The organism is Bifidobacterium sp. UTCIF-38 (genome assembly GCF_006454495.1).
GTDB lineage: Bacteria > Actinomycetota > Actinomycetes > Actinomycetales > Bifidobacteriaceae > Bifidobacterium > Bifidobacterium callitrichos.
The window spans coordinates 82,116-99,384 of sequence record NZ_JFAL01000023.1 but is presented as its reverse complement, the minus strand read 5'-3'; the positions used below and the strand labels follow the sequence as shown (position 1 = coordinate 99,384).

Here is a 17,269-nt window from a genome sequence, read left to right as displayed (position 1 = left end):
CCTGTCAGGCCTTGAGTTCGGACTCGTGGAAGACCTGGATGAACGGCACCTCGTGGCGCGAGTCGTCGACCGGGTTGATGACGGTGATCTCGTGCTCGTCCGCGCCCTCGCCGACCTCGCCGACGAGCGAGGCGACGGCCACGACCGAGGCGCCCTCATGCTCGACGATCGAGAAGTCGAGGCTCAGTTCGTTGCCGTTGCGCAGCGTCACCAGCGAGCTGGTCTGCACGTACGACTTCTCGGAGAGCCACGCGTCGAGCAGCACCACGCGCTTGCCCTTGATCGACGGGCCCTTGATCGAGGGGAAGACGAAGTCCATGACGAATCCATCGAGATCCTCGCCGCGGGAGGCAGCGGCCTGGATCACGGAGCTGACGAGCGGCACGGAGGCCGCGGTCAGGGCACCGACCGCGTCGAAGTCGTCCACGGAGTATCCGGCGTCCTCGAGCGTGTCGAGCAGGACGTGGCCCATCACCGCGGCGCCGTGATGGTCGAGCGTGACACCGTACAGTTCGGAGAACGGGCGGCCGACCACGCGCTCCTTCAACAGGGAGCGGAGCTGATCGCGCGGGTCGAGGGCCGCGAAGTCGATGGCGTCGCCGCGCAGATCGGCGGGACCAGTGGAACGGAAACCGGAATCAGTCATAGGGCCAACAATACGGCCCGGTCTCGTCACTTGTCCGCGGCATTCGCGGCATCAGCATCCGCCGAGCCACCCGTCTCGTCCGGGTCGCCGCTGACCTCCGGGGCGGTCAGCTCGGTGATGTTGCTCTTGTCCGGGTCGAGCAGCGGCACCTCGGCGATGACCTTGGTCGCGTCGATCTTCTGCAGTTTGCGCGCGGTGGGCAGCACACGACGCTCGAGACTCGAGGCGAAGGTGTTGTACGCGGCGACGGTGCGGGTGATCTGCGCGCCGAGCTTGGTGGCGTGCTCGCCCAGCTTGGCGAATCGCTCGTAGAGTTCGCGCGACAGGTCGAACAGCAGTTTCGCGTCCTCGGTAAGGTTCTGCTGCTGCCACGCGTAGGCGACGGATTTGAGCACCGCCCACAGGGTGACCGGCGAGGTGAGCGCCACCTTCTTCGAGAAGGCGTCGTCAAGCAGCGTGGGATCGGCCACGAGCGCGGCCTGCAGCAGCGCCTCGTTCGGGATGAACGCGATGACGAAGTCGGGCGTCGTGTCGAACGCCTTCCAGTAGGCCTTGGCGCCAAGCACGTTCACATGCTCGCGCAGGGCCTTGGCGTGCTCCCTGAGCAGTTCGCTGCGACGCGCGAGCTCCTCGGGGCCGGCGGAGTCGGGGATCTCGCAGGCGCGCTGATAGGCGGAATACGGCGCCTTGGCGTCGATCGGAATGGTCTTGCCGCCCGGCAGGTGGACGACCATGTCCGGACGCTGGTCGCGATCGCCGTCGCCCTTGACCGCGACCTGCGTGTCGAAGTCGACATGCTCGAGCAGTCCGGCCGATTCGACGATGTTCTTGAGCTGGGCCTCGCCCCACGCGCCGCGCACCTTGTTGTTGCTCAATGCGGCGGACAGGGCGCTGGTCTCACGGTCGAGCCGCGTCTGCTGCTCGCCAAGGCCCTTGAGCTGCTCGCCGAGCGCGCCCATCTCGCGCTTGCGCCCCTCCTCGATCTGCGCGACCTTGGCCTGCAGTGCGTCGAGGTTCTTCTGCACCGGGGCGAGCGCCTCGATGACGCGGTTCTGCTCCTTCAATCGCTGCGCCTGCTCGGCCTGACGGCGTTCGGCGGCCTGCGCCTCGATCCTGCGCTGCTCGGCCGCGGCCTTGGCCTCCGCCTGACGCCGCTGTTCGGCGGCCTCCAGCGCGGCCTGACGGCGTTCCTCGGCTTCGGCCTCGGCGCGCTCGCGATCGTGCTGGATGCGGATCTGCTCGGCCTGCTGCGCCTGCGCCAGCTGCGATTTGACGAACGAGAGCTGCTGGATGGCGCCCTCGTGCTGTGCACGCGCCTCGGCGTATGCGGCGTTGAGTCGCGCGATCTCCATATGCGCGGATTCAACGTTGGACTTCGCGTCCTCCAGTTCGGCGACGCGCACGCCGCGTGCGCTCTCCTGCCCCTTCGACCTGCCCAGCACGAAGCCGATGCCCGCGCCCAGCGCGAAGCCGATCAGCAGCACGACCGCGGCCATGATCCATACAACAGCGTTATCAGTCATGATCCCAAGTAAACCACGGGCGTGCGAAGCCGGCCTTCTCAGGATTTGACGAGGCGGGCGATGGCGGCGGAGGCCTCGTCGATCTTCTCGTCGGCGACCGCGCCGCCGTCCTGCGTGGCCTGATACACGCAGTGCTTGAGGTGGTCGTCGAGCAGCAGCAGCGCCACCGATTTCAGGGCCGAGTTCGACGCCGCGATCTGCGTGAGCACGTCGATGCAGTATTTATCGTCCTGCACCATCTGCTCGATCGCGCGCACCTGACCCTCGATGCGGCGCAGTCGCGCCAGCACCTTCGCCTTGTCGTCACCATACCCGTGCATGGCAGTCCTCCTTGCCGCCCCTCCAGGCCCGCCGGTTCTTCCGGGCGATTCTCCGTCAGGGAAACTCCCTTCATTATACCCTATAGGGGTATAGGGTATACACTGTCATCAGGGCTACAATGAGACCGGTACACGGCAAGGAGACGAGAGGCGCATGGAACTCAACATATTCACCATCGGGGCGTCGCTGATCGGCGCGGTCCTGCTCACATGGCTCATCCTGAGGTTCTTCTTCGGCACGCGCAAGGCCGCGCAGGGCGAGATGGGCGACGGCGAGCAGCGCGCCACCATCACCGTCAAGGGCGGCTACTCGCCCGACGTGGTGACGATGCGAGCCGGCGTGCCGATCGTGCTGAACTTCGATCGCAAGGAGACCGGCGAATGCACGTCGCACGTCGTCTTCGGCGATCTCGGACTCGACGCGATGCTGCCGGGCAACACCGCCACCGAGGTCCGTCTTCCCGCACTCAAGGCGGGCGACTACCCGTTCGCCTGCGGCATGAACATGGTGCACGGCCTGCTGCGCGTCGAAGGAGAGGGCGAGGGCGAAGCCGCCGATGCGACACACGTCACGGCGCATGCGCAGGACACCGCAACCCAGACCACGACCCAGACCGAATCCACCTCAGGCGCCGACTTCGCCGCCGCGCAGGCGCGCGAGGCCGAGGAGCGTCGAGCCGAGATCAGGAACCTCACCAGGCTCGTCGCACTCGGCACGGTGCTCACCCTGCCGGTATTCGCCGGGATGATGCTGCACATGATCGACCACATGCTCGTGCCGGACTGGCTCATCAACCCGTGGCTGCAGGCCGTGCTCATCACGCCGGTCATGTTCTACTGCGGCGCGCCGATCCATCGCGTCGGATTCCCCGCATTGCAGCATCGCTCCCCCGACATGAACTCCCTCGTCTCGCTCGGCACGAGCGCCGCGTACCTGTACAGCCTGCTCGTGTGCATCGCGCCGTGGCTGCTGCCGGAGGGATCGCGCGAACCGTATTTCGAATCGGTCGGCGTGGTGATCACGCTCGTGCTCGTCGGGCGTCTTCTGGAGACGAAGGCGCGCGAAGGCACCGGCAAGGCCGTGCAGGCGCTGATCGGACTGCGCCCGCGCACCGCGCACCGACTGCCGGCCTCGGCCGGTGACGCAACTGCCGTCGCATCCGACTGGCTCGATCCGCACGCCTACACGGACGTCGACATCGACGAGGTCAGGCCCGACGACCTCATCGTCGTCAGGGCCGGCGAGCGCATCCCGACCGACGGCGTGGTCGTCGCGGGCGAGGCGCAGGTCGACGAGTCGATGATCACCGGCGAATCGCAGCCCGTAGGCAAGTCGGAGGGCGAGGCCCTGACCGGCGCGACGATCACCCTCAAGGGCAACCTCCTCATGCGCGCCACGCAGGTCGGCGGCGACACCGTGCTCTCGCAGATCGTCGCGATGGTAGCCCGCGCGCAGGCGACGAAGGCGCCGGTGCAGCGCATGGCCGACTCCATCGCCCGCGTGTTCGTGCCGGCGGTGTTCATCATCGCGGTGTGGACGTTCGCGATCTGGTTCGCGATCGGCCCGGATCCGGCGCTTGCGCATGCACTCGTCACGGCGGTGAGCGTGCTCATCATCGCCTGCCCGTGCGCGCTGGGACTGGCGACGCCGCTGTCGGTGACGGCCGCCACCGGCGTCGGCGCGACGAACGGCGTGCTCGTCACCAGCGCGAAGGCGTTGGAGAACGCGCGCCGGATCGGCACGGTCGTTTTCGACAAGACCGGCACGATCACGCGCGGCATGGCCGACGCCGATTCGACCGACTGGAGCAGGCCCAGCTACGAGCGCGATCCGATCAAGCCGGGATCGAAGGAGGCGGTGGCCGCATTGCGCGCCGCCGGCATCCGCACGGTCATGCTCTCGGGTGACAAGGCCGACGTGGCCGCGCACATCGCACGCGAGGTCGGCATCGACACGGTGATCGCCCAAGTGAAGCCCGACGGCAAGGCGTACTGGATCGAGAAGCTGCAGCAGGAGCCGCACGACGGACTCGTCGCGATGGTCGGCGACGGCATCAACGACGCGCCCGCGCTCGCGCAGGCCGATCTGGGCCTCGCGATCGGCACCGGCACCGACGTGGCGATGCAGTCGGCCGACGTGACGCTGATGAGCGGCGACCTGCGCGGCGTGATCAGGACGATCGACCTCTCGCAGGCGACGATGCGCAACATCAGGCAGAACCTCGGCTGGGCGTTCGGCTACAACGTGATCGGCATCCCGATCGCGGCCGGCGTGCTGTACCCGTTCACCGGATGGCTGCTGAGCCCGATGATCGCGGGACTGGCGATGGCGCTGAGCTCGGTGTGTCTCGTGCTCAACGCGAATCGCCTGAATCTCGCGCATCCGAGCGCGGAGACGGTGACCGGACGCCGGGCGGCGGACGCCGCCGAGTCCGCCAAGCCGTCGGACGACGGCCCGCATGTGATCATCGACGAACGGACCACGCTCACCACGGACAATACTTCCCACAACACCAATCACAAGGAGAACACCATGGAAATGAACCACATGCACATGCATCACGCAGCCCCCACCGACGGCGAGACCGCCACCGACCCGGTGTGCGGCATGACCGTCGCGGTGAACGCCGACGCGATCACGCGTGAGCACGACGGCAGGACCTACTACTTCTGCGGCGAGCACTGCGCCAAGAACTTCGACAAGGCCCCGCAGCTCTTCCTCGAGCAGTGAACCAAAGCAGACAGACGCAAGTCGCAGTATGGACGGCTCTCCTCGTGTGAGGGGAGCCGTCGTTGCATACTGGCGGGTGTGACGGTTCATGGGCGTGTGCAGTTCACCGCACCATCCACGATCAGGGAGCGAGAGTCAAGTCGAATGGAGACGGCCGACTGACTCGTGCGCGGACCGACCGCAGCAGGGTGATGCCGGACGGCATTTTCCGAGCAGATGGCAGGGCAGATGGCAGAAGTGCCGCACCGCAGGAGGAGCTGCGGTACGGCACCCGGTGGAGATATCGCGTACGGCCGAGGAAGAAGGGAAGCAGCCGACGCGATACGGATTGGTTACTTCATGCCGGTCATCGCGATGCCTTCGACGAAGCGCTTCTGCACGAAGAAGAACACGATGAGCAGCGGCAGGGCGGAGATCAGCGCGCCGGCCATGACCACGCCGTACGGCGTCACGGAGGATCCGTGGCCGGTGAGCATCGCGAGGCCCGCGGTGATGGTGCGGGTCTCCGGCTTGGAGGTCATGATCAACGGCCAGAGCAGATCGTTCCAGTTGCCCATGAAGTTGAACATGCCCACGGTCAGGATCGCCGGCATGGCGTTCGGCAGGATGATCTGCGTGAAGATGCGGAACTCGCCCGCGCCGTCGATGCGCGCCGCGTTGTCGAGATCCTTCGGGATGGAGATGAAGAACTGGCGCAGCAGGAAGATGCCGCCGACATCGGCCATACGCGGGATGATGATGCCGAGGTAGCTGTTGACCAGACCCAGAGAGCCGAGGAGCTTGTAGACCGGGATGAGCAGGGCCATGCCCGGGATCATCATCGTGGCGATGAGCACGGCGAGGAGGATGCCGCGGCCCTTGAAGTCCACGCGGGACAGGCCGTAGGCGGCAAGCGAGTCGAAGAAGACGGAGATGATCGTCACGGCGCCGGCGAACACGACGGTGTTGAGCAGCTCGCGGCCGATCGGCAGACGCTGGAACAGGCTGGTGTAGTTCTCGAGGGTCCACGCGCTCGGGATGACCTTCGGCGGCCACGTCTGGGTGACGGCGTTCGGGGTGAACGAGACGAGCACGACGATGATCAGCGGGAAGATCATGAGGAACGTCACCAGGATCAGGGCGATGTAGCTCAGGGTCAGGCTGATGTTGCGCTTGGTGCGCGCCTTCCTGCGCAGCTTCTCGTTCTCGGCGTTGATGCGCGCGTTCTCGGCCTCCTGCGCGGCGGAGAGCCTTACGGAGGTTGCGGTTGCGGTGCTCATGCGATCTCCTCCTTCTCATGCTTGTTGTTGGTGTACAGCTGGATGAGACCCACGATGAGGGTCATGATGAGCAGCACGTACGACAGTGCGGATGCGTAGCCGAGCTTGCCGTTGCCGAACGCCTCGGTGTAGATGCGGTAGACGATGGTCTCGGTGGAGCGTGCCGGACCGCCGGAGGTGAGGATGAAGACCTGATCGAAGACCTGGAAGGAGCCGATGAGGCCGAAGATGACGACGTAGTTGAAGGTCGGGCGGAGGGCCGGCAGGGTGATGTAGCGGAACTTCTGCCATGCGCTCGCGCCGTCGAGGGATGCGGCCTCGTACAGTTCGGCGGAGATGCCCTGCAGACCGGCGAGGAAGATGACCATGAAGTAGCCGAAGTTCTTCCACACGGTGATGAAGACGATGGTGGCCATCGACGTCTCGCGGGTGCCGAGCAGATCGATGTGCTCGGGGCCGCCGAGCAGCGAGATCCAGTACGGGACGAGGCCGAGGGACGGCGAGAGGATGAACTGCCAGGCGATGGCGGCGACGGTCAGCGAGATGACGAACGGCAGGAACATGCAGGTGCGGAAGAATCCGACGAACTTCAGGTCCTTGCGGTTGAGCAGCAGTGCGAACGCGAGCGCGACGATGACGACGATCGGCGCGTACAGCACGGCGTATACGAGGGTGTTCCTGACGTCGGTCCAGAAATCGCGGCTCTGGAACAGCGTGATGTAGTTCTGGAAGCCGATGAACTTGGCGGGACGGCGGGCGTTGGAATTGATGCGGCCGTTGGTCAGGGACGTGATGAACGTCTGGATGGCCGGGTAGAAGACGAAGATCGCGAGAACGATGAGCGCCGGCGCGGTGAACAGGATGCCGGTGCGCAGGTTGCGCATCTGGATGGCCTTCCTGTTCTCCCTGGCGACCTGATGCGCTTCGCTTCGCGGCGAAGTTGCTGTGGTCATTTTGCTCCTCCAAAAGAACACGTGGATTTGTACGATGGGAATGTTCCGCCTCCCCTCCCCGTCTCATCGCCATGGGCGGGAGGGGAGGCGGAACGTGGGACTGCTCTTCGCAGATGATCGGCCCGAGACGTTCGGCCCGGCGGGCGATTCGCGAGAATCCGCCGATCGCGGGTCAATCGTCCGGATCAGTCCGATCAGTTGTCGGCGTACTCGTCGAGGTAGCCCTGGATGGAGGTCTCGGCCTGATCGAGCAGACCCTGGATGTCATCGTCGGTGCGGACGGTGTTCTGGGTCAGGGTGTCGAGCGAGGCGGAGATGTCGCCGAAGCCGCCCTTGAGGCCGGCGATGCCGATGTAGGAGTTGTCGGTGTACTGCGAGATCTTCGCGATCAGCGGGCGCTCGGACAGCTCATCCTCGGTGACGGTGCTGTTGTTCGGCGGGTAGGCGAAGCCGAGGGACCACTTCACCTGGTTGTCGTGGTTGTTGTAGAACTTGAAGAACTCGTAGATGCCGGGCAGCTTCTCGGAGTCGCCGACCTGCGAGGTGACCCACCAGTACAGGCCGGTGGAACCGGTGTTGGAGCCGGTCTTGCCGTCGGAGTACTTGTACGTGCCGTCGCCGTCCGGAACGGCGAAGGTGTCGTGGTTGATGCCCTTGTCGGTGGCGGCCTGATCCTCCCACGGGCCGACGATCACCATCGCGGACTGGCCGGATTCGAAGGACTCGCGGGCGGCGGTGTCGTCCAGACCGGACAGGGCGTAGCCGCCCTTGTAGAAGGCGCGCATCTTCTCGAGGAAGGCCTTGTTCTCCTTGGAGTTGATGGAGACCTTGCCGTCGGTGGTGTACAGGCCGGAGCCGTTGCCCTTCATGAACGCGGCCCAGCCGGAATCGGCCATCGCGAGGCCGTACTGGGAGCCGTCGGACTTGGTGAGCTTCTTGGCGACCTCGAGCATCTGGTCCCACGTGGTCGGGATGTCGGCGTCGGTCAGGCCCGCGGCCTTCCACATGTCGGTGTTGTACCACACGGAGGTCGGCGCGTAGCCCATCGGGACGGCGCACTTCTCCTCGGATCCGTCGATGTTGAAGGTGACCTGCTTGACGACGTTCTCGAGGTAGTCGTCGGTGCCGTTGTCCTTGTCGTCGTAGAAGTCGGTGACGCACTGGAAGGTGCCGTCGATGGACCAGCCCTGGCCGTTGTCGGCGCCGGTGGTCACGAAGTCGGGGCCATCGCCGGTGGTGACCTTGGTGACCATCGTCTCGCCGATGGTGCTCCACGGCTGCAGTTGGGCGTCGATCTCGTACTTGTCCTGGGACTTGTTGAAGTCGTCGACGATGGATTCCAGCGTCTTGCCGTCGGCCTCGGAGAAGCCATGCCACATGGTGATCTTCACCTTGCCGTCGGCAGTCTTCTGCACATCGCCGCCGTTGCTGCTGGAACCGCAGCCGGCCAGCGCCATGCCGGCCGCCAGCACGGCCGCCGTGGCCGCGATGAGGTTCTTCTTGATCTTCATTGGATTTCCTCCTTGGTTCTCTTGGTTTCCCGAGAATCTTGTGTTGCGCGTGGGGCCGGGCCCTGACGAATCCCTGATGATTCCCCGCCTTACCGGGTGGAGCAAATGGGTGCAGACCGTATGAACATCTCTGTTTTGGGTCTGCCATCGTCGAGCCGCAGCGCTCATTTACAACGTTGGAATTTATTATAGCGCCATTTCTATCGTTGTACAAATGGATGACACACCGACAACAATGGCGGATTGTGGACTATATTAGCGAGCCTACGCGGCCGCCACTTGGATCTCCTCGACCCGGGTTCCGGCGCGCGGACCGCCATCGGGCGGCAGCACATCGGTCGTGACGGGAGTCCAGAGGTTGTCCGGTTCGGGGACGCCGAAGTCGGGGGTGCCGTCCTCGTTCCAGCGCACCACGCCGACGCGGGCGTGACGGTTCGGATCGAAGAGCGGATCGCCCTTGATGTCGGTGTAGTTGCGGGCATGGTAGATCATCAGGTCCTCGCAGTCGTCCTCGGACTTGGTGAACGAATTGTGACCGGGACCGTACTGGCCGTTCTCGGCGCAGGTCCTGAACACCGGCACCGGGCTCTTGGTCCAGCTCGCCGGATCCATGAGGTCCGAGCCGCGACGCGCGCTCAGCAGGCCCACGGCATACGGCACACCGGTACCGGACGCGGAGTACGTCAGGTAGATCATGTCCTCATGGAACAGGAACGCCGGCCCCTCGTTGACGAGGAAGTCGATGCACTCCCAGTCGTATTCGGGCTTGGAGAGCATCACCGGATCGGCGGCCAGCGTCCAGGGGTTGGCCATCGGGGCGATGTACAGGTTGGAGTTGCCTGGGATGTCGTAGTCCTTCTGCGCCCAGACGAGGTACTGCACGCCGTCGATCACCTCGGTGGTGGCGTCGAGCGAGAACGAGTCCATCGGGGTGACGATTTGGCCCTTCTCCACCCAGTTGTCGGAGGTCGGGTCGTCGTCGGTGTTCTCCAGCACGAACATGCGATGCGTGGGCATGCCGTTCGGCTCGAACTCATGCTCCGCACCGGCGAAGTAGATGTACCACGCGCCGTTCACGCGATGCAGTTCGGGGGCCCAGATGTACTTGCTGCACGCACCGGACTCGTGCTTGCGCCAGACCACGGTCTCCGGGGCCCGCTGCAGGCCGTTGATCGTCGAGGCGTGACGGATGGCGATGCAGTTGTATTCGGGATCGGAGCCGGTGAAATAGTATTCGCCGTCAACCTTGACCACCCACGGATCCGCACGCTGGAGCACGATCGGATTGTTGTAAACAGTCATTGTTTCTTCCTTCCGCAATCCAAGTGGCTCAGTGTTTACATCGATGAATATACCAGATGTACAACGATGTAACAACTCGGCGTTTCTAACGATGTAAAGCCATATCGAAACAGGCGCAGAACACCGGAAGTCCTGCGCCTGAAGGAACGGGCAGACGACGCGGGCGGCGCTAGATCCTGCGCGTGGAGTTGCGCACCACCAGCGAGGATGACACCTTGCGGAACACGGGCGCGGTCGAGTCGCCGTCCAGCGGCGGCAGACCGTCGATGCGGTTCTTGAGCACGCGCACCGACAGGCGCGCCACGGCCTCGAGATTCGGCGCGATGGAGGTCAGCGACGGCGACAGATACTGGGAATCGTCCGAATTGTCGAAGCCGATCACCGAGATGTCCTCGGGGATGCGCAGATCATGCATCTGGATCGAATGCATGACGCCGGAGGCGAGCATGTCGTTGAGCGCCACCACGCCGTCCGGCCGCACGCCGGAGTCGAGCAGCGCGTTCATCGCGTTGACGCCGTCGACGCGATGCCACATCTTCATCGGCACCACCAGCGAGGGATCGAACGGCACGCCCGCCTCCTCCAGCGCCTCACGATAGCCGCGGAATCGCAGGGCGGCCGAGCCGACCTCCTCTCCCTCGTGCACGCCGACCACGGCCACACGCTTGCATCCGCTCTGCAACAGATACGAGGTGGCGTGCTTGGCGCCCTCCACGTTCTCGGTGGCGATGTGATCGACCGTATCGGTGAAGATGCGCTCGCCGATCAGCACCAGAGGATAATCCACGTCGACCTCGGCGGCATCATCCGGCCCCAGCTCCAGCGGAGAGTAGATCAGCCCGTCCACCATCGCCGTCTGCGCACCGTGCAGCGCATCCAGCTCGCCCTCACGCGAATACAGCGTCGGCTCGACGATCACGCGCAATCCGACCTTCTTCGCCTCGGTGATGACCAGCGACGACAGCTGCGCGAAGTACGGCAGCTGCAGGTCGGGAATCGCAAGCGCGATGATGCCGGAACGGCCGCGACGCAGATTGCGTGCGGACACGTTCATGACATAGCCGAGTTCGTCAATGGCCCGGTGCACCTTCTGACGCGTCGCATCAGAGACGAATTGATAGTCGTTGACCACATTCGACACGGTCTTGATGGACACACCGGCGGCCTTGGCGACCTCGCGCATGGTGACGACGTGATCGCCGCCCTTTGCGGATGTTTTCTTGACCATGGATAATCCCTATATTCTGTTCTCGTTGATGACGGAATGCTCGTCACGCACATGCACTGCCGATGCCCGGCGGATCGGAAGCCGAAAAACGGGCCTCACGCCGCATGGCGGCCTTACCGCACGGCGATTTCCATCGTTATATCAGCATAAACCGGGCTCAGTTCCTCGTCTCGCTGCATGTCGAGGATCGGCATGCCCTCGCTTGACCAATGGACGCGACGCACCTGCGCATCCCGCCCGCCGTAACGGCCGTGCTCATACTCCGCATTGTGGAACACGTAGATGAGATTGCCGTCCTCGTCATGCGACCACATGCCATGCCCGGTGCCCAACTGCCATTCACCGTTGTAGAGGCCGGATTTCTGCAGCGGATAGTCGAGCTTCGTCCATGAGGCCGGATCGGTCAGATCGGCGCGCACGCCCGCCGGAGCCGTCACCAGTCCGGTGGTGTAGTCGATGCCCACGGCCGAACCGGAGTAGATCAGGAAGATCCGCCCCTCATGCACGAACGCGTTCGGCCCCTCGGCGATCATGTTGTCCCACGCGAACTCCGGCACGACGATCTGCGTCGGCTCACCGGTCAGACGAGCCGGACGGGACGGATCAAACGGGGCGATCCACACGCTGCCCACCTGCTGCCAGGCGTAGTACCAGCGGCCGGAGTCGACGATCACGGTCATGTCGAGCGAAATGCGCTCCACCGGATTGAGGATCCGCTCGCCCGGCCCGAGAATCGGCTCGGGCACACTCCAGTTGCCCGGCTCACGCGGATCAAGATCGCGTCCGTCCGCATCCCGCTTGAGCTGCATGATATGGCATCGGCCGGTCCACATGTCCGGTTTGCCGGCGCGATCGTTCGCACTGCCGTCGGGATTGGTCGCCTCGCCGTCGAAGCACGGCATGAACAGGATGGACAGCCTTCCGCCGATCACATGCAGTTCCGGCGCCCAGAAGCAGCCGGTCATCGCACGACCTTCCGAATTGAGGTCCCCGCACCGCAGCAGATCGACCTCACGCTCCCGGCCGCCGTTCGCATCCGCCAGATCGGCGATGGTCGACGCCGCCCGCAACGGCATGTGCGTGGCACCATCGTTCGGGTCGACGCAGTTGCCATCGGTGTCGTCGGTGGCGATGAACAGGAACATCGGCTCGCCGTTGAAGCTCCACGCGAACACCGACGGATCGGCACGTTCGACGGCGAACGGCACCGGATAGACGCTCTGGCGGACGACGCCGCGGATGCTGCGGCGCTCGCCGGCGTGGAGCCGCCCGGCCTCGGCGTCGTCGACGAGCGCCTCGAGCTGCGCGGCATCCCAGTCGACGGCGCGCATGGCGGTGGAGCCGTCGGAGTAGTGCAGCTTCGCGGTGACGCGGCGCAACGATCCGATCAGATCGCGCGCCTCGCCGTCACGCAGAGCGGACGAGACGGTCATCCGAGGCACGCTGACGCCGGTGTTGTAGACCCGTCCGAACCGGGCGATGAGCGCGGCGGCCTCCTTCTCGCTGATGCCGATCTCGTTGCCGGGGACGACGTCGGCGATGCCGTAGTGCGCGGCGGCACGGGCATCGCCGCCATCAGCGCGACCGGCGGAGGTCACCTCGTTGAGGGCCCGGCCCGCCGGCACATCCGCCGGCACATCCGCCGACGCCTCTGACGCCTCGACCGGCAGCGGATCCCCGCCCGCCGCGGCGATGATGTCGGGGCAGGTGGCGCGCATCGGCATGCCGTCGTCGTCACGCCAGCGGATGACATAGCGCTTGGCCGCCGCATCATATGCGACGGACGGGCGATGCACGCCAGACTCGGTGTCGAGACGCACCAGGCCGCGCTGGTCGTAGGACGTCAGATCGCGGCTGGTCGCCAGTAGGAACGAGGAGCGCTCGGAGCCGTCCGGCGCGCCCCCGCGGGCGGTGCGTGTCGCGGCGACGGCGAATCGGCCGGAGGACGTGCGGAAGAGATAGGGGTCCTTGAGGCTTTTGAGCTCGATGTCCACGCCCGGCATCACCGCACCGTGGGCGACGGCGCCGCTGGGCTTGAGCCGCCTTGCCGCTCCGTCTTGGTCGGATCGGCAATCCCGGTCGTCACGGGCAATGCCTTCGTACGGATCAGCCTTGAATCGCGCGGCTGCGGTGCATGCGCGGCGCGAACGCTCGTCTGCGGCGGCGATCGGCACGCCCGCGGCGAAGAAGATGCCGTAGTTCTCGTTGAGCGGCGTCCACGAGCCGTCGAGATGCGAGCGCAGCGCCAGATGCATGCTGAACGCGATGTCCTCGTTATTCGCCTCTTCTCGCGCCGTGGGGATGCGCGTGTAGCACAGCAGGGAGTAGGAATCGGACATTCCTTGTCCTTTCGATTCGACAAGTCGTTTACATCGATGTATATTATAGACGGATTTACATCGATGTACAAATGCGGCGTTGCCCGATAACTCACACCGGCATCGCCATGCGCCGATCATCCGGCACATCCGGCATGCGTTCAAAGGAGGAACCATGACAATCCCAGGTGCACTGCGCAAGGCAATCACCACCACACTGGCCGCCGCCATGCTCATTGGCACGCTGGCCGGATGCTCGACCTCCGGCACGGCATCCTCGTCCGATGCGGCGTCCGCGTCGTCCAGCTCGGCCAAGGCCGACAGCCAGACCAGCGCCACCTCGATCAAGCGCGGCGAATCGCACGACCCCGACATCGTCAAGGCCAACGGCAAGTACTACATCTTCGGCTCGCACCTCGCGTGGCTCAAAAGCGACGACCTGATCAACTGGACGTCGTTCAAGAACAACCTGAGCACCGACTACGAGACGATCTTCAAGGACATCTGGACCAACTGGTCGAAGCAGTCATCCAACCCGGACGTCAAGGGCAACATGTGGGCGCCCGAGGTGTACTGGAACAAGACCATGAACAAGTGGTGCATGTACATGTCGATCAACGGCGCCAACTACCGTTCGGCGATCGTGCTGCTCACCGCCGACGACATCGAGGGCGACTGGACGTACGTCGGACCGGTGACCTACTCCGGATTCGAGAAGGTGAACGCCGGCAAGACCGACGTGTGGAAGGTCCTCGGCGAGGGAGCGGATCTGACGCGATACACCTCGCAGACCGACACCGGCATCAACGCGATCGACCCGTACATCTCTGAGGACGACAACGGCGATCTGTGGATGAGCTTCGGCTCGTGGTTCGGCGGCATCTGGATGTTCAAGCTCGATCCCGCCACCGGACTGCGCGACTACACCACCACCTACCAGACCGTGGCCAATCAGTCCGACGCCTACTACGGCATCAAGATCGCCGGCGGCTTCGGCAACTCCGGCGAGGGCAACGCCATCATCCACGCCAACGACCACTGGTATCTGTTCCTCTCCTACGGCGGTCTGGCGCAGACCGGAGGCTACCAGATGCGCGTGTTCCGCTCCGACAAGCTCACCGGACCGTACGTCGACGAGAAGGGCAACACCGCCATCAGCACGCGAGCCATCGGCAACAACTGGCAGAGCGAGAACGGCGTGCGTCTGATGAGCTCGATCCAGTGGAGCGGCAACGACAACGCGAACATCGAGGTCGCGCAGGGCGGCAACTCGCTGCTCACCGACGATGACGGCACCATGTACGTCGTATACCACAGCCGCTTCTCCGGCACCGGCGAGAAGCACGAGGTGCGCGTACACGAGCTGCTCGGTACCGACGACGGCTGGCTCGTCGCCGCACCGTACGAGTACACCGGCACCAAGGCGGCCGACACCAAGTACACGGCCGACGACGTGGCCGGCGACTACGAGTTCGTGATCCACGCGCAGAACACCGTGTTCAAGGGGCCGAAGAAGGTCACCGACAAGACCAGCACCGACTATCGCGGCGTCAACAAGCCAGTCGACATCACGCTCGCGGCCGACGGCACGGTCACCGGAGACAAGACCGGCACGTGGAAGCTGGACAAGTCCGACGGCACGGGAGACATGACCATCACGCTCGACGGCGTCGAATACCACGGCGCATTCGACAAGCTGCCGCGAGACAAGGACCGCAAGGACGTGATGACCTTCTCCGTCATCGGCGACAACCTGTGCGCTTGGGGTTCGCAGAAGTAAGCAGTAGGCAGGACTGAACGAAAGCGAGGAATCCCCATGGAGGAACAGCACATCGCCATGTCGGCAGCCCCATCGGCCGCCCCATCGGCCGTCACGTCAGGCAGCCCGTCGAGCAACGCGACGCCCGCACTCATCCATGATCCGGCCATCATCGAGGACCACGGCACGTACTACATCGTCGGCACGCATCGCCAGTTCGCGCGCAGCACCGATCTCGTGCACTGGGAGCCCTTCGAGAACAACCTGAGCCGCGACCCGTACGCCCTGCTCGGCGATATCTGGAAGGACTGGCCGGAGCAGCCCGAGAATCCCGATCTGACCAGCAACACGTGGGCTCCGGACGTGATCTGGAACGGGACCATGCGCAAATGGTGCATGTACCTGTCGGTCAACGGGCACGAGTTCCGGTCGGTCATCGTGCTGCTGACGGCCGATCGGCTCGACGGCGACTGGACGTACGTCGGCCCGGTCGTCTACTCCGGCTTCTCCCCCGACACCGTGGATCGCACCGATGTGCCGCGCGTGCTGGGCGAGGCGGCCGCCCACGGCGATCTGAGCCGATACATGTCGCTGAAGGACACGCGGATCAACGCGATCGACGCCGCGCCGATCCGCTGCACGCACGGCGAACTGTGGATGAGCTTCGGCTCATGGTTCGGCGGCATCTGGATGTTCAAGCTCGACCCCGCCACCGGATTGCGCGACTATCGCGTCCGTTATCCGCTCGTGCACGACGCCTCCGACCCGTACTACGGCGTCAAGGTGGCCGGCGGCTACTGGAATTCGGGTGAAGGCTCGTATTTCGTCAGGCATGACGGCTGGTGGTACCTGTTCATGTCGTACGGTTGGCTCGGCCGGACCGGAGGCTATCAGGTGCGGCTGTTCCGCTCACGGAACCTCATCGGCCCGTACGTCGATCAGAACGGCAATCCGGCGATCTCCAACGGCGAGATCCCCGACAATCACGAGAAGGACACGGGCATCCGCCTCACCTCCTCGGTCGAATGGGGATTCTCCCCTGCGCACGAGCACGACATCGAGGCGTCGCAGGGGCACAATTCGGTGCTCACGCGCAGCAGCGACGGCAGACTGTTTCTCGTCTATCACACGCGCTTCGTCGGGCGTGACGACGGCGAATACGAGTCACACATCCGCGAGCTGCTGCCCACCGCGGACGGCTGGCTGACCGCCGCGCCGTTCCTCTATCAGGGCGATGCCGCCGTCGCGCCGCAGGTGCACGCCGACTGCGCTCCCGCCCTCACATCCCACCCGTCGGCGCTCGCCGGACGATATGAGCTGGTGCGTCACGACCCGCACACCTTCTTCAACGACACCCGCACCGATGACGGCGCGTATTTCGGCGTCAATCGCCCGGAGTCCATCACGCTGGAGGCGGACGGCAGGGTGACCAGCGGCGAGGCGATCGACTTCTTCGACACCCCGGATGCGAACCTGCCGCGGTCCACCGACGGTCCGGTCACCCGCGGATCATGGCGACTGATCGGCGAGACCCCGGCCGGCGTACGCTGCTGCGCCAGCGACATGGTCATCACCATCGACGGCGTGACCTATATGGGCGTATTCGCCGTACTGCCCGACGAACGCGACCAGACGCCCACGCTGACGTTCTCCGCCATCGGAGGCAACCAGTCGATCTGGGGCGCGAGGACGGCGTAGCCGGGCGATACAGCAGCAATG

Annotated in this window: 12 protein-coding genes; 3 read left to right on the top strand and 9 right to left on the bottom strand. The window is 64.9% G+C overall.

The window, feature by feature from the left end:
* Positions 1-4 precede the first annotated feature (4 nt).
* From BW11_RS08200 to BW11_RS08190, 3 genes are read right to left on the bottom strand one after another with little or no spacing between them, the layout of a single operon-like run.
* A complete protein-coding gene (locus tag BW11_RS08200) occupies positions 5-646 on the bottom strand; it encodes an orotate phosphoribosyltransferase (RefSeq protein WP_043167213.1) in 642 nt (213 codons plus the stop codon).
* Positions 647-672: 26 nt separating this feature from the next.
* Positions 673-2,169, bottom strand: coding sequence for a DNA recombination protein RmuC (rmuC, locus tag BW11_RS08195; protein WP_140445232.1), 1,497 nt, complete (start codon positions 2,167-2,169; stop codon positions 673-675).
* A 38-nt stretch (positions 2,170-2,207) separates the two neighbouring features.
* Positions 2,208-2,489 (bottom strand): metal-sensitive transcriptional regulator, encoded by a 282-nt coding sequence (locus tag BW11_RS08190; RefSeq protein ID WP_107043811.1) that lies wholly within the window; start codon positions 2,487-2,489, stop codon positions 2,208-2,210.
* Between the two features lie 154 nt (positions 2,490-2,643).
* Here BW11_RS08190 and BW11_RS08185 point away from each other — a divergent pair, with 154 nt between their 5' ends.
* Entirely contained in the window at positions 2,644-5,220 is a 2,577-nt protein-coding gene (locus BW11_RS08185; protein ID WP_140445233.1) for an HAD-IC family P-type ATPase, read from the top strand.
* 332 nt (positions 5,221-5,552) lie between these two features.
* Here the strand turns inward: BW11_RS08185 and BW11_RS08180 are convergent, their stop codons facing one another.
* From BW11_RS08180 to BW11_RS08155, 6 genes are all read right to left on the bottom strand, one after another.
* On the bottom strand, positions 5,553-6,479 hold the full coding sequence (locus BW11_RS08180) for a carbohydrate ABC transporter permease (RefSeq protein WP_140445234.1): 927 nt from the start codon (positions 6,477-6,479) through the stop codon (positions 5,553-5,555).
* Complete coding sequence (locus BW11_RS08175; RefSeq protein ID WP_140445235.1) at positions 6,476-7,432, bottom strand: carbohydrate ABC transporter permease; 957 nt, start codon at positions 7,430-7,432, stop codon at positions 6,476-6,478. The genes BW11_RS08180 and BW11_RS08175 overlap by 4 nt, the downstream gene beginning before the upstream one ends.
* A gap of 194 nt (positions 7,433-7,626) precedes the next feature.
* On the bottom strand, positions 7,627-8,943 hold the full coding sequence (locus BW11_RS08170) for an ABC transporter substrate-binding protein (RefSeq protein WP_140445236.1): 1,317 nt from the start codon (positions 8,941-8,943) through the stop codon (positions 7,627-7,629).
* 264 nt (positions 8,944-9,207) lie between these two features.
* Positions 9,208-10,245 (bottom strand): family 43 glycosylhydrolase, encoded by a 1,038-nt coding sequence (locus tag BW11_RS08165; RefSeq protein ID WP_140445237.1) that lies wholly within the window; start codon positions 10,243-10,245, stop codon positions 9,208-9,210.
* Between the two features lie 169 nt (positions 10,246-10,414).
* The gene (locus BW11_RS08160) at positions 10,415-11,473 is read right to left on the bottom strand and encodes a LacI family DNA-binding transcriptional regulator (RefSeq protein ID WP_140445238.1); all 1,059 of its coding nucleotides are present in this window, start codon (positions 11,471-11,473) and stop codon (positions 10,415-10,417) included.
* Between the two features lie 113 nt (positions 11,474-11,586).
* Positions 11,587-13,812, bottom strand: coding sequence for a family 43 glycosylhydrolase (locus BW11_RS08155; RefSeq protein WP_140445239.1), 2,226 nt, complete (start codon positions 13,810-13,812; stop codon positions 11,587-11,589).
* 154 nt (positions 13,813-13,966) lie between these two features.
* On the opposite strand from BW11_RS08155, the gene BW11_RS08150 reads away from it, so the two are divergent.
* Together BW11_RS08150 and BW11_RS08145 are read left to right on the top strand one after the other, a co-directional pair.
* Entirely contained in the window at positions 13,967-15,571 is a 1,605-nt protein-coding gene (locus tag BW11_RS08150) for a glycoside hydrolase family 43 protein (RefSeq protein ID WP_140445240.1), read from the top strand.
* Between the two features lie 36 nt (positions 15,572-15,607).
* On the top strand, positions 15,608-17,248 hold the full coding sequence (locus tag BW11_RS08145) for a glycoside hydrolase family 43 protein (protein ID WP_258184596.1): 1,641 nt from the start codon (positions 15,608-15,610) through the stop codon (positions 17,246-17,248).
* The last annotated feature ends 21 nt before the right edge of the window (positions 17,249-17,269 follow it).